This is a genomic window from Pseudomonas sp. ICMP 561 (assembly GCF_002699985.1).
GTDB lineage: Bacteria > Pseudomonadota > Gammaproteobacteria > Pseudomonadales > Pseudomonadaceae > Aquipseudomonas > Aquipseudomonas quasicaspiana.
On sequence record NZ_LKBT01000023.1, the window covers coordinates 436,545 to 449,848 of the forward strand.

Genomic DNA, 13,304 nt, shown 5'->3' on the forward strand with positions numbered 1-13,304 from the left:
TTTTATTGCATGACGCGGCGCATCAACCGTGCAGGGTTTCCGCTGCGTACAGGGTGTTTTCAAGCAGGCAGGCGCGAGTCATCGGGCCTACGCCCCCCGGTACCGGCGTGATCCAGCCAGCGCGGGGCAGGGCGGTTTCATAAACCACATCGCCAACCAGCTTGCCGTCGTCCTGACGATTGATGCCAACGTCGATCACGATAGCGCCTTCCTTGATCCACTCGCCTTTGACCAGCCCTGGCTTGCCAGCCGCCACCACCACCAGATCGGCCCGGCCAACGTGGCCCGCCAGGTCCTTGGTGAAGCGGTGGGTCACGGTCACGGTGCAACCGGCCAGCAACAGCTCCATGGCCATCGGGCGACCGACGATGTTGGAGGCGCCCACAACCACGGCGTCCAGGCCATACAAATCAATACCGGTGCTTTCCAGCAGGGTCATGATGCCTTTAGGTGTGCAGGGGCGCAGTAGCGGAATGCGCTGTGCCAGACGACCGACGTTATAAGGATGGAAGCCATCCACGTCTTTGTCCGGGCGAATGCGCTCCAGCAACAGGGAAGCATCCAGATGTTCGGGCAGTGGCAATTGCAGCAGTACGCCGTCGATGTTCGCGTCGTCATTGAGGCGATCGATCAGGCCGGTCAGTTCTGCTTGTGACGTCTGGGCGGGCAGGTCGTAGGCCTGAGAGACAAAGCCGACTTCTTCGCAGTCTTTACGCTTGTGCGAGACATAGACCTGGGAAGCGGGGTCGCTGCCCACCAGAATCACTGCGAGGCCGGGTGTACGCAGGCCTTGCTCGCGACGTTCGGCGACCCGTTTGGCGATCTGCTGACGCAGGTTGGCTGCGATCGCTTTGCCGTCGATTAGTTTTGCAGTCATTACGCGTGATTAACCATCGAGAGGGATCGGAAAAGAGCGCGCATTCTCGCATGTCATCGCGCGTGGGCAAAGGCGCTTGGTCTGCATATTCTCCTAACTCCTTTATCTAACTGAATTTTTTTCTAAAAAAGAGTTGACGACCTTTAGGGTCGTCTATAAGATTCGTCGCACTTGCCGGGTACAACCCAGCACTGGTTAAGCTGGCACTCATAACCAAGTCGATGTTTAGATGAGGTTCGGTGTTGAATCAGGCGGAGCGGTTACTTAGCTCAGTGTGATTAAAAAGCCTTTTAATTTGTAATCGTTAAAGAGTACAGATTATATAAGTGCCCGTAGCTCAGCTGGATAGAGCATCCGCCTTCTAAGCGGATGGTCGCAGGTTCGAGTCCTGCCGGGTGCGCCATTAAGGCAGCTTTGGCAAGTGCAAGTAAGATGTCACGGTTACATGCAATATGGTGGGCGTAGCTCAGTTGGTAGAGCACGGGATTGTGACTCCCGTTGTCGAGGGTTCGATCCCCTTCGTCCACCCCATATTTAGAAAGGCGCCAGACTTATAATCTGGCGCCTTTGCTTTAAAAGCTTGTACGCGGATGTGGTGGAATTGGTAGACACACTGGATTTAGGTTCCAGCGCCGCAAGGTGTGAGAGTTCGAGTCTCTCCGTCCGCACCAGGATTAAACGCGTCACAGCTGCTATGCGGTCGTGACGTTTGAAAAAAAGCCGCCTAGTGCGGCTTTTTTTGTTTCAGGATTATTGTTTTTCGTCTCGCTGACCGGCCAGCCTGGCTGCCGTCGGTCGTGCGGGGTGTGCTTCGCGGAATGGAATCGACGCTGAGGCCGGGTGCGTGACGCCTTGTGCAAGGCCGTGCCAGACGCGTTTCGGTCGGTCGAGAGTGGCTGCGGTTACCTGTCGCTGATCGTCTGATTCCTTCCTTTATATGCGCCCTTTTTCAGTAGGGTGACTTCTTGAGTTTGACCCACTAGAATGCATGCCCTTGATTCTGGGGTCGGAAACGCCGGCTAACGTCTGTGCAACGAGGAATATCCATGCAAGTTTCTGTTGAAAATACTTCCGCTCTTGAGCGCCGCATGACCATTGGCGTGCCTGCCGAACGCATCGAGACTGAAGTCAACAAGCGTCTGCAGCAGACCGCACGTAAAGCCAAGATCCCTGGCTTCCGTCCAGGCAAAGTGCCTATGAGCGTGATCCGTCAGCGTTATGAAGACGGCGCGCGTCAGGAAGCACTGGGTGATTTGATCCAGGCTACTTTCTATGAAGCTGTGGTTGAGCAAAAGCTGAACCCGGCTGGCGCACCTGCTGTAGAGCCAAAGACCTTTGAGAAAGGCAAAGACCTGGAATACATCGCTACTTTCGAAGTGTTCCCGGAATTCACCGTTGCCGGTTTCGATTCCATCGCCGTTGAGCGTCTGTCTGCAGACGTGGCTGATGCCGATCTGGACAACATGCTGGAAATCCTGCGCAAGCAGAACGTTCGTTTTGAAGTGGCTGATCGTGCTGCCCAGAACGAAGACCAGCTGAACATCGATTTTGTTGGCAAGGTTGACGGCGAAGTATTCGCTGGCGGCTCCGCCACTGGCACCCAGTTGGTACTGGGTTCCGGCCGCATGATCCCTGGCTTCGAAGACGGCCTGGTTGGCGCCAAGGCTGGCGAAGAGCGTGTTCTGAACCTTACCTTCCCGGAAGACTATCAGAACCTTGAGCTGGCAGGTAAAGCTGCCGAGTTCACCGTTACTGTCAACACTGTTTCCGAGCCTAAGCTGCCTGAGCTGAACGAAGAGTTCTTCAAGCAGTTCGGTATCAAGGAAACCGGCATCGACGGCTTCCGCACCGAAGTTCGCAAGAACATGGAGCGCGAGCTGCGTCAGGCCATCAAGTCCAAGGTCAAGAATCAGGTAATGGACGGCTTGCTGGCCGCCAACCCGATCGAAGTGCCAAAAGCCTTGCTGGAAAACGAAGTGAACCGTATGCGCGTTCAGGCTGTTCAGCAGTTCGGTGGCAACATCAAGCCTGATCAACTGCCGGCCGAGCTGTTCGAAGAGCAAGCCAAGCGTCGCGTTGAGCTGGGTCTGATCGTTGCTGAAGTGGTCAAGCAGTTCGACCTCAAGCCTGATGACACCCGCGTTCGCGAGATGATTCAGGAAATGGCTTCTGCTTACCAGGAGCCTGAGCAGGTCGTGGCCTGGTACTACAAGAACGAGCAGCAAATGAACGAAGTACGTTCGGTTGTGCTTGAAGAGCAAGTTGTGGATACTGTTTTGCAGAAAGCTAGCGTGACCGAGAAGTCGGTCTCCTACGAAGAAGCAGTCAAGCCGGTGGAAGCACCACAAGCTGACTGATCTGTTTTTTCGTTAGAAAACACCTACAAGCCAGCCTTCGCGCTGGCTTGTGCGTATTCAAGAAATGACTATTTGGGAGTGAATGCGAGACATGTCCCGCAATTCTTATATTCAGCAGCACTCTGACATCCAGGCCGCCGGCGGCCTGGTCCCGATGGTTATCGAGCAGTCCGCCCGTGGCGAACGCGCCTATGACATCTATTCGCGCCTTCTCAAGGAGCGAGTGATCTTTCTGGTAGGCCCGGTAGAAGACTACATGGCCAACCTGATCTGCGCGCAACTGCTGTTCCTTGAAGCGGAAAACCCGGACAAGGATATCCATCTTTACATCAACTCACCGGGCGGTTCGGTGACGGCTGGCATGTCGATCTACGACACCATGCAGTTCATCAAGCCGAACGTATCGACTACCTGTATCGGTCAGGCGTGCAGCATGGGCGCATTCCTGTTGACCGCAGGTGCTCCGGGCAAGCGTTTCTGCCTGCCGAACTCCCGCGTGATGATTCACCAGCCATTGGGCGGTTTCCAGGGCCAGGCTTCGGATATCGAAATCCACGCCAAGGAAATCCTTTTCATTCGTGAGCGTCTCAACACGCTGATGGCCAAGCACAGCGGGCACACTCTGGAAGAGATCGAGCGTGACACCAACCGCGATAACTTCATGAGTGCAGAGGCTGCTCGTGAGTACGGCTTGATCGACGAAGTCATCAGTCAGCGTCCCGCTTAATTAAGCACCTCAAATAAGGCTGGTCGGCTGTTCTGATCACTTGCGGGCTTGAAAAAGCCCGCAATAGCCTTCATCTTGTGTTGCAAGCCTATCGGATTTGGATCGAACGAATGACTGACACCCGCAACGGCGAGGACAACGGCAAGCTGCTCTATTGCTCCTTCTGTGGCAAAAGCCAGCATGAAGTACGTAAGTTGATTGCCGGCCCCTCGGTCTTTATCTGCGACGAGTGCGTCGACCTGTGCAATGACATCATCCGCGAGGAGGTGCAGGAAGCCCAGGCCGAGAGCAGCGCGCATAAATTGCCTTCGCCTAAAGAAATCAGCGGCATCCTTGATCAGTATGTAATCGGTCAAGAGCGTGCGAAAAAGGTTCTGGCCGTAGCGGTGTACAACCACTACAAGCGCCTGAATCAGCGTGACAAAAAGAATGACGACGTCGAGCTCGGCAAAAGCAACATTCTGCTGATCGGCCCGACAGGCTCGGGTAAGACCCTGCTTGCCGAAACACTGGCCCGCTTGCTGAACGTTCCATTCACCATCGCCGACGCAACCACCCTCACCGAGGCGGGTTATGTAGGTGAGGATGTGGAGAACATCATTCAGAAGCTGTTGCAGAAGTGCGACTACGATGTAGAAAAGGCCCAGATGGGTATTGTCTACATCGACGAGATCGACAAGATCTCGCGCAAGTCTGATAACCCGTCGATCACCCGGGACGTTTCCGGTGAAGGCGTGCAGCAGGCCCTTCTCAAGCTGATCGAAGGCACGGTCGCTTCCGTTCCGCCTCAAGGTGGTCGCAAGCATCCGCAGCAGGAATTCCTTCAGGTTGATACCCGTAACATCTTGTTCATCTGTGGTGGTGCGTTCTCTGGTCTGGAAAAGGTTATTCAAAACCGCTCCACCAAAGGCGGTATCGGTTTCAACGCAGAAGTACGCAGCAAGGAAGAAGGCAAGAAGGTTGGCGAATCCCTGCGTGAAGTCGAGCCTGACGATCTGGTCAAGTTCGGTTTGATTCCGGAATTCGTGGGTCGTCTGCCGGTTCTGGCAACGCTGGACGAGTTGGACGAAGCTGCGCTGATGCAGATTCTGACCGAGCCGAAGAACGCGCTGACCAAGCAGTACGCCAAGCTGTTCGAGATGGAAGGTGTGGACCTCGAGTTCCGTACCGACGCTCTGAAGTCCGTCGCTCGTCGTGCGCTTGAGCGCAAGACAGGCGCACGTGGCCTGCGCTCCATCCTCGAAGGCGTTCTGCTCGACACCATGTACGAGATTCCATCGCAGACTGATGTGAGCAAAGTGGTGATCGACGAAAGCGTAATTGAAGGCACGTCCAAGCCGCTGTTGATCTACGAAAACAGCGAGCCACCTGCCAAGGTTGCGCCCGACGCGTGAGTGATACTGCTGCATGAATAAAATGCTGCACAAATAGAGAGGGGCCTTCGGGCCCCTTTTTGCATTTCCTGCTTAAAGGCTTGTTTTTTCAGGTGTCTACCCCCATCTTGGACTCAAGCTCATTCCAGTCCACGGCCACATGGCCGCCGTAGAGGCGAAATCATGAAAACGACCATCGAATTGCCTCTCTTGCCATTGCGCGATGTTGTGGTGTATCCGCACATGGTTATCCCGCTGTTCGTGGGGCGCGAGAAGTCTATCGAAGCCCTGGAGGCGGCGATGACAGGCGACAAGCAGATACTGCTGCTCGCACAAAGAAATCCTGCTGACGATGATCCTGGTGAAGACGCTCTTTATAACGTCGGCACCATTGCAACCGTATTGCAACTGCTCAAGCTGCCTGACGGCACGGTCAAAGTGCTGGTCGAGGGCGAGCAGCGCGGATCCGTTGATCGCTTTATCGAAGTTGATGGCCACTGCCGGGCCGAAGTTACCCTGATCGATGAGGTCGATGCGCCTGATCGTGAATCTGAAGTGTTCGTGCGTAGCCTTCTGGCGCAGTTCGAACAGTATGTCCAGCTGGGCAAGAAAGTCCCTGCTGAAGTCCTGTCTTCACTCAACAGCATTGATGAGCCTGGTCGTCTTGTCGACACCATGGCGGCGCATATGGCGCTGAAGATCGAGCAGAAGCAGGAAATCCTCGAAATCATTGATCTGCCAGCCCGCGTCGAGCATGTGCTCGCGTTGCTGGATGCAGAAATCGACCTGTTGCAGGTTGAGAAGCGTATTCGTGGCCGCGTCAAAAAACAGATGGAGCGCAGTCAGCGCGAGTACTACCTGAATGAGCAGATGAAGGCCATTCAGAAAGAGCTCGGTGACAGCGAGGAAGGCCATAACGAAATCGAAGAGCTGAAAAAGCGTATCGATGCTGCCGGTCTGCCCAAAGACGCTCTGACCAAGGCCACTGCCGAGCTGAACAAGCTGAAGCAGATGTCGCCGATGTCTGCAGAGGCAACGGTGGTTCGTTCCTACATCGACTGGCTGGTTCAGGTGCCGTGGAAGGCGCAGAGCAAGGTTCGTCTGGACCTGGCTCGCGCTGAAGACATCCTTGATGCCGACCATTACGGTCTGGAAGAGGTCAAGGAACGCATCCTCGAATACCTCGCCGTGCAAAAGCGCGTGAAGAAAATTCGCGGTCCTGTTCTTTGCCTGGTAGGGCCGCCAGGTGTGGGTAAAACCTCCCTTGCCGAGTCCATTGCCAGCGCAACTAACCGCAAATTTGTCCGCATGGCCTTGGGTGGCGTGCGTGATGAAGCTGAAATTCGTGGTCATCGCCGGACATATATCGGTTCGATGCCAGGAAGATTGATTCAAAAGATGACAAAGGTTGGGGTGCGCAACCCGCTGTTCCTGCTCGATGAAATCGACAAGATGGGCAGCGACATGCGTGGCGATCCGGCTTCTGCACTGTTGGAAGTGCTGGACCCGGAGCAGAACCACAACTTCAACGACCATTATCTGGAAGTCGATTACGACCTTTCCGACGTGATGTTCCTGTGCACCGCGAACTCGATGAACATCCCGGCGGCGTTGCTCGACCGGATGGAAGTCATCCGTTTGCCAGGCTACACCGAAGACGAAAAGATCAATATCGCCGTCAAATACCTCTCGCCAAAACAGCTGCAGGCCAACGGCTTGAAGAAAGGCGAAGTGGAGTTCGACGAAGAAGCGATCCGCGACATCGTGCGTTATTACACCCGTGAAGCGGGCGTGCGTAGCCTCGAGCGTCAGATTGCGAAGGTGTGCCGCAAGGCGGTCAAAGAGCATGCTCAGGAAAAACGCTTCGCAGTTCGTGTGACGGCCGACATGCTTGAGCACTTCCTCGGTGTTCGTAAATTCCGTTACGGTCTGGCTGAACAGCAGGATCAGATCGGGCAGGTGACTGGTCTTGCGTGGACGCAGGTGGGTGGCGAATTGCTGACCATCGAAGCCGCTGTAGTCCCAGGTAAAGGGCAACTCATCAAAACCGGTTCGCTGGGTGATGTGATGGTTGAGTCGATCACCGCTGCGCTGACAGTCGTGCGCAGCCGCGCCAAGAGCCTGGGAATCCCTCTGGACTTCCATGAGAAGCGTGACACTCACATCCACATGCCGGAAGGGGCCACCCCTAAAGATGGTCCTAGCGCAGGCGTAGGCATGTGCACGGCCCTTGTTTCAGCGCTGACACAGATTCCGGTCCGTGCTGACGTGGCAATGACCGGTGAAATCACCCTTCGCGGACAGGTTCTGGCGATCGGTGGCCTCAAGGAAAAACTGCTGGCTGCACACCGTGGTGGTATCAAAACGGTGATCATTCCAGAGGAAAACGTGCGCGATCTGAAAGAGATTCCGGACAACATCAAGCAGGACTTGCAGATCAAGCCGGTTAAATGGATTGACGAAGTCCTGCAAATTGCGCTGCAATACGCCCCGGAGCCCTTGCCGGATGTCGCTCCCGAGATGGTTGCGAAGGATGAAAAGCGCGAGTCTGACTCTAAGGAAAGAATTAGCACGCATTAGTCTGGACGGCCTTTCTTGACAGCTTTTTGGAGCCCTTGTTATAAAGCGGCTCTTCTAAGCGCCTGTAGGCCATTCAGCGCTCGTTTTTGCTACACCAAAAAAACTTAGAAACATACTCAAAATAGAGATAAGGGGACTTAGAGTGAACAAGTCGGAACTGATTGATGCTATCGCCGCATCCGCTGATATCCCGAAAGCTGCTGCTGGCCGTGCGCTGGACGCAGTAATCGAATCCGTCACTGGCGCTCTCAAGGCTGGCGACTCCGTTGTACTGGTTGGTTTCGGTACCTTCTCCGTTACTGATCGTCCAGCACGTATCGGTCGCAACCCTCAAACGGGTAAGACGCTGGAAATCGCTGCTGCCAAAAAGCCAGGTTTCAAAGCCGGTAAAGCACTGAAAGAAGCTGTCAACTAAGTTCTCAAAGCCTTTGCCCAACCGATCAGGATTCACTCTGTATCGGCAGCGAAGCGGTAGTGCGGCTGGTCTGAATCCGGCCTGACACACCCGGGTCGTGGGTTTCAGCCCCGTCCGCTTCGCCAGTTACGAGAAGGCGCATCCTCGGATGCGCCTTTCTTCTATCCGCTTTCTACCCACGCTCCGCGGTTGGTTAGTCAGTACAACCGTTTTGGGGGACGCATGCTGCAGAACATCAGGGACAATTCACAAGGCTGGATTGCCAAGACCATTATCGGAATCATCATCGCATTGATGGCGTTGACCGGATTCGATGCGATTTTTACCGCAACCAGTACCGCTCAGGATGCTGCCAAGGTCAACGGTGACGAGATCACCAAGACCGAGCTGAGCCAGGCGATCGATATGCAACGGCGTCAGCTGGTGCAACAGTTGGGCAAGGATTTCGATCCTGCTCTGCTCGATGAAAAAATGCTTCACGACTCGGCCCTGAAAGGTCTGGTTGATCGCAAGCTGTTGCTTCAAGGCGCCGACAACGCGAAGTTCTCCTTCTCGGAAGCTGCGCTGGATCAGCAGATTTTGCAGACGCCTGAGTTTCAGGTAGACGGCAAATTCAACGCTGACCGTTTCGATCAGGTAATCCGTCAACTCGGCTTCACCCGGATGCAGTTCCGCCAGATGCTGGCTCAGGAAATGCTGATCGGTCAGGTCCGTGCCGGTGTTGCCGGTAGCGCATTTGTCACGGATGCTCAGGTAGATGCATTTGCCCGTCTGGAAAAACAGACGCGCGATTTTGCTTCGCTGACGCTGACTGCCGATGCCTCCGCTGTCAAAGTGACCGACGACGAAGTCAAGGCTCACTACGACGAGCACGCCAAAGAGTTCATGAGCCCCGAGCAAGTGGTGCTTGATTACGTCGAGCTGAAGAAGTCTGACTTCTTCGACAAGGTGAAGGTCAAGGACGAAGACTTGCAGGCGGCTTATCAGAAAGAAATTGCCAATCTCGCTGAGCAGCGTCGTGGCGCGCACATCCTCATCGATGTGAACGACAAGATGACTGACGAGCAGGCCAAGGCAAAGATTGAAGAAATTCAACAGCGCCTGGCCAAGGGTGAAGATTTTGCCGCGCTGGCCAAAGAGTTCTCTCAGGATCCGGGTTCGGCATCCAAGGGTGGCGATCTGGGCTACGCAGGCAAGGGTGTCTACGATCCGGCCTTTGAAGAGGCGCTGTATGCGCTGAACAAGGACCAAGTGTCGGCACCGGTGCGCAGTGATTTCGGTTGGCACTTGATCAAGCTGTTGGGCGTTGAAGCACCTTCAGTGCCGAGCTTTGCCAGTTTGAAAGAGAAACTGACCAATGATCTGAAGTCGCAGCAAGTCGAACAGCGTTTCGTCGAGGCTGCCAAGCAACTCGAAGACTCCGCGTTCGAAGCATCCGATCTGGCTCAGCCGGCTCAGGATCTGGGTCTGAAAGTGCAGACGACTGCGCCGTTCGGTCGTGAAGGTGGTGAGGGCCTGACGGCTAACCGTGCGGTCATTCAGGCAGCTTTCAGTCCGGAAGTGCTGGAGGAGGGCTCCAACAGCAGCGCGCTGGAGCTGGATCCTGAAACCATTCTGGTGGTCCGCTCCAAGGAACACCGCATGCCGGAACAGCTGCCTCTGGAAGCTGTAGCCGCTGCGATTCGTACCAAGTTGGTCAAAGACCACGCTGCTGAAGCCGTCAAGGCCAAAGGCGAAGCGCTGTTGGCTGGTCTGCGTGACGGCAAGACGCCGCTCGCTGCCAAGCAGGATGGTCACAGCTGGAAAGTGATGGAAGCGGTTACTCGCGGTCAGGAAGGTGTAGATCCTGCCGTACTGCAAGCGTTGTTCCGTATGCCCAAGCCTGAAGGCAAGGACAAACCGGAATTCACCAGCCTTTCGCTGGCCGATGGCAGTTTCGTGATCGTTCGCCTCAATGGCGTCAACGAGGCTGCACCGGCAACGGATGCAGAGAAATCCCAGTACCGTCGCTTCCTGGCGTCGCGTGCCGGTCAGCAGGATTTCGCTGCTTACCGTGCACAGCTGGAAAGCAAGGCCAAGATCGAACGCTTCTGATGGTTTGATTTTTGCGCTAGTAAAGAAGGCCGCTCATTGAGCGGCCTTTTTTGTTCGCTTTCGAAGGTGTATTGCCGCAGGAAAACGCCCCTCGTGCGCCTACAGATCAAATGTTTGCTGCGCGACAGCGCGGTGTCAGTGACACCGGGGCGGCACCTGCAGGGCTGGGTTCAATCCAGGATTTGCATTTTTTGACAGGTGCTCCCATTCAATCCACGAGGTGCGATTTCAACATTTCGAATCTGCAAAAACTCTCGCCGCGCCCACAGCTGTACTGCTGCCTTCAATCAGGTTGACCCACTGACGCATTCGTTTAAGGTGCTTTTACTGGATTAAAAGGAGAATCTCATGCGTATTGGCTTGGTCGGCTACGGCAAAGGCGGGCGCTATTTTCACGCGCCATTGATCGCCAGTCTGAGAGAGGCGACCTTTGTCGGCGTCGTCACTCGATCGGCAGAGCGGCGGGCTGAGCTCGCCCAGGATCATCCAGGTGCCCAGGCGTTTGACAGTCTGGCCGATCTGGTCGCTGCAGGTGTTGATGCCGTAGCGATCTCTACACCCATGGCTTCCAGGCCAGACTTGATCCGGGAGGCTATTGAGTCAGGCGTTGCTGTGGTCAGCGACAAGCCCTTTGCTGCCGATGCGGCGCAGGCTCAGGCGCTGGTGGAACTGGCCGAGCGCAAAGGAGTGATGCTTAGCGTTTACCAGAACCGTCGCTGGGACTCAGACTTTCTGACCATGCGTAAACTGATCGACGAGGGGAGGCTGGGTGAAATCACCCGCTTTGAATCCCGGGTTGAACGCTATTCGCCTAAATCGGTAGGTAAGGCTGCGGGTGGAGGCATGTTGCGCGATCTGGGCAGCCATCTGGTGGATCAAGCGCTGTTGCTGTTCGGACCGGTGGCGAGGGTTTACGCAGAGCTGGAGTTCTCAGCCCCCGATCAACCTTTCGATCATCAGTTTTTCGTCTCCCTGACCCATGCAAATGGCGTGGTCTCGCATTTGTGGGGCAGTTGTCTGCAAAACGCTCCAGGGCCGCGATTCCGGGTCAACGGGTCCGGCGGCTGTTACACCGTCGAGGGCCTGGACTGTCAGGAAGAGGCCGCGTTGGCGGGGCTGACGCCAGAGTCGGAAGGCAAGCGCTGGGGCGTTGAAGATCAGCAGCGTTGGGGCTGGTTTTTACAAGGTGAACACCGTGAGCGTGTCCCTACGGAGCGAGGCTGTTGGCCGGAGTTTTACCAGCAACTTCAGGCTGCTCTTGCAGGTGAGGGGGTTAATCCGGTCAATCCACACGACGCGGTCGCGTCGGCAAAGGTGCTCGATGCTGCGCGGTTGAGTGCGCTGGAAGGGCGAGTCGTAGGCTTATAGGCCTCAGGCATCCCCCTACCTAATGGCGAATGGCTTTACCTTGATGGCCATTGGCGCTTATATTCGGGAAATCATCAAGGAAGTGGGCATCATTCAGGGCAACTTCGTTCGCACGAGCTGACCAGGACGCTGTCGAATCGCTGCTAAAGGGCCAATCCGGGCCCTTTTTGCTTTGCCGGATTTAATGGAGTGCGGTGATGGCTGGCGTTTATTTGTCGGCTAATTGGCGCTTGTTTAGCAAATGAGTTGCCGACTGCCCAAGGCGGCCTTAGACTGCCGCCCCTCGTAAATTGAGTGCCAGGTGGCGCTTGGAGACTATGGCGCTTTTACGGCATCGCAGAGCCGCTCCTTAATTCGCCTTAATGCACGTTTTTTTTATAGAGAAATCAATGACAAAGGAAAAGTTGCTGGCCATGCCGGCCGATGACTACATGAATGCCGAACAGCATGCTTTCTTCGTCGAGCTGTTGCAGGGTATGAAGGTTGAAATCCACGAGCGCATCGAGCAGAGCCGCATTGCTATCGAGAGCCTGGATACGCCTGCCGATCCTGCCGACGCTGCTTCAGTTGAAGAAGAGCGTCACTGGCTGGTCAATGTGATCGATCGTGATCAGCGCATGCTTCCCCAGTTGGAAATGGCGTTGTCACGCATTGCCGATGACAGCTTTGGCTGGTGTGACGACAGCGGTGAGCCGATTGGTCTCAAGCGTCTGTTGATCAGCCCGACCACCAAGTACTGCATCGAGGCGCAAGAACGTCACGAGCAGATCGACAAGCATCAGCGTCAAGCCTGATCATGCAGGGCGGTGGGGCCTTATGGCCCCGCCGCCTGTTTGTTCTGCGACGTAAAGCAACTCATACCGCTATGTCCCGGTTTCATCCTCTTCTGTGTTATCCCTCGCCTTCCCGATTGCCAACGCGTAATCAACCTGTTTTCAGCAACCACACTTCTGTTGATCGCCCACCCGTTCAGACCCGAAAGCAATATTGAGTCATGGCGAAAAGCCTTTATCTGGCGTCTAATGCAGACACAATAAAGATAAGCATGACGGAGTCGCGCAAATGGTCGCAAACGGAACTGTGGTCAATTCAACGCCTGAGCATCAGCCCGGGAAGGTATCCGGCAATACGCTGCGCGCTTGGTTGATACCTGCATTACAAAGTCTCGCGCTGGGATGTCTCTTCATCGCCATGGGACTTGTTGAGGTGTCGACTTATCTTGCGGTGCCATTGGCGCTTTTGTTTATCTGGCTGCCGCGCTTATTTTCAAACGGACCCCAGCCTGTGAATGCGCAGGACGGACGCGCCGAGATCAATCGTCTGACCCGAGACTTGTCGCGTTCTACCAGCCATAACGCGTTATCGGCTGCAGGCGTGGCGTTTTCCGTGAAGCAACTGGCCAGCCGGCTGAAGTCGCAGCTCAGTGCTGCGGAAAAGATTGTCTCCAGCGCCGATGTAATGATCGCGACCGAGCAACAGGCTGCTCAACTCAGTCAGTTGGCGCTCGACGCTT

The 13,304-nt window shown here is 55.4% G+C and carries 9 protein-coding genes and 3 tRNA genes; 11 read left to right on the forward strand and 1 reads right to left on the reverse strand.

Annotation, left to right across the window (positions count from 1 at the left end):
* Nucleotides 1–22 precede the first annotated feature (22 nt).
* A complete protein-coding gene (gene folD / locus AO242_RS18320) occupies nt 23–877 on the reverse strand; it encodes a bifunctional methylenetetrahydrofolate dehydrogenase/methenyltetrahydrofolate cyclohydrolase FolD (protein ID WP_099269829.1) in 855 nt (284 codons plus the stop codon).
* A gap of 326 nt (nt 878–1,203) precedes the next feature.
* On the opposite strand from folD, the gene AO242_RS18325 reads away from it, so the two are divergent.
* The 11 genes from AO242_RS18325 to AO242_RS18380 all read left to right on the forward strand — a co-directional run bounded on the left by AO242_RS18325 (nt 1,204) and on the right by AO242_RS18380 (nt 12,585).
* Nucleotides 1,204–1,280: transfer RNA gene (locus AO242_RS18325), tRNA-Arg, on the forward strand.
* A 52-nt stretch (nt 1,281–1,332) separates the two neighbouring features.
* Nucleotides 1,333–1,408: transfer RNA gene (locus tag AO242_RS18330), tRNA-His, on the forward strand.
* A 55-nt stretch (nt 1,409–1,463) separates the two neighbouring features.
* A tRNA-Leu gene (locus AO242_RS18335) sits at nt 1,464–1,548 on the forward strand.
* A gap of 375 nt (nt 1,549–1,923) precedes the next feature.
* The gene (gene tig, locus AO242_RS18340; protein WP_099269830.1) at nt 1,924–3,234 is read left to right on the forward strand and encodes a trigger factor; all 1,311 of its coding nucleotides are present in this window, start codon (nt 1,924–1,926) and stop codon (nt 3,232–3,234) included.
* 91 nt (nt 3,235–3,325) lie between these two features.
* On the forward strand, nt 3,326–3,961 hold the full coding sequence (gene clpP, locus AO242_RS18345) for an ATP-dependent Clp endopeptidase proteolytic subunit ClpP (protein ID WP_027897813.1): 636 nt from the start codon (nt 3,326–3,328) through the stop codon (nt 3,959–3,961).
* A 110-nt stretch (nt 3,962–4,071) separates the two neighbouring features.
* The gene (gene clpX / locus AO242_RS18350; RefSeq protein WP_027897814.1) at nt 4,072–5,355 is read left to right on the forward strand and encodes an ATP-dependent Clp protease ATP-binding subunit ClpX; all 1,284 of its coding nucleotides are present in this window, start codon (nt 4,072–4,074) and stop codon (nt 5,353–5,355) included.
* 162 nt (nt 5,356–5,517) lie between these two features.
* Nucleotides 5,518–7,914, forward strand: a complete 2,397-nt coding sequence (gene lon, locus AO242_RS18355; protein WP_027897815.1) for an endopeptidase La — start codon at nt 5,518–5,520, stop codon at nt 7,912–7,914.
* Between the two features lie 142 nt (nt 7,915–8,056).
* Nucleotides 8,057–8,329: an HU family DNA-binding protein gene (locus AO242_RS18360; RefSeq protein ID WP_002552737.1), complete on the forward strand. Its 273-nt coding sequence runs from the start codon at nt 8,057–8,059 to the stop codon at nt 8,327–8,329.
* Nucleotides 8,330–8,551: 222 nt separating this feature from the next.
* Nucleotides 8,552–10,423, forward strand: a complete 1,872-nt coding sequence (locus AO242_RS18370) for a SurA N-terminal domain-containing protein (RefSeq protein WP_099269831.1) — start codon at nt 8,552–8,554, stop codon at nt 10,421–10,423.
* 348 nt (nt 10,424–10,771) lie between these two features.
* On the forward strand, nt 10,772–11,791 hold the full coding sequence (locus AO242_RS18375) for a Gfo/Idh/MocA family protein (RefSeq protein WP_099269832.1): 1,020 nt from the start codon (nt 10,772–10,774) through the stop codon (nt 11,789–11,791).
* Nucleotides 11,792–12,180: 389 nt separating this feature from the next.
* Nucleotides 12,181–12,585, forward strand: a complete 405-nt coding sequence (locus AO242_RS18380; protein ID WP_027897818.1) for a TraR/DksA family transcriptional regulator — start codon at nt 12,181–12,183, stop codon at nt 12,583–12,585.
* The last annotated feature ends 719 nt before the right edge of the window (nt 12,586–13,304 follow it).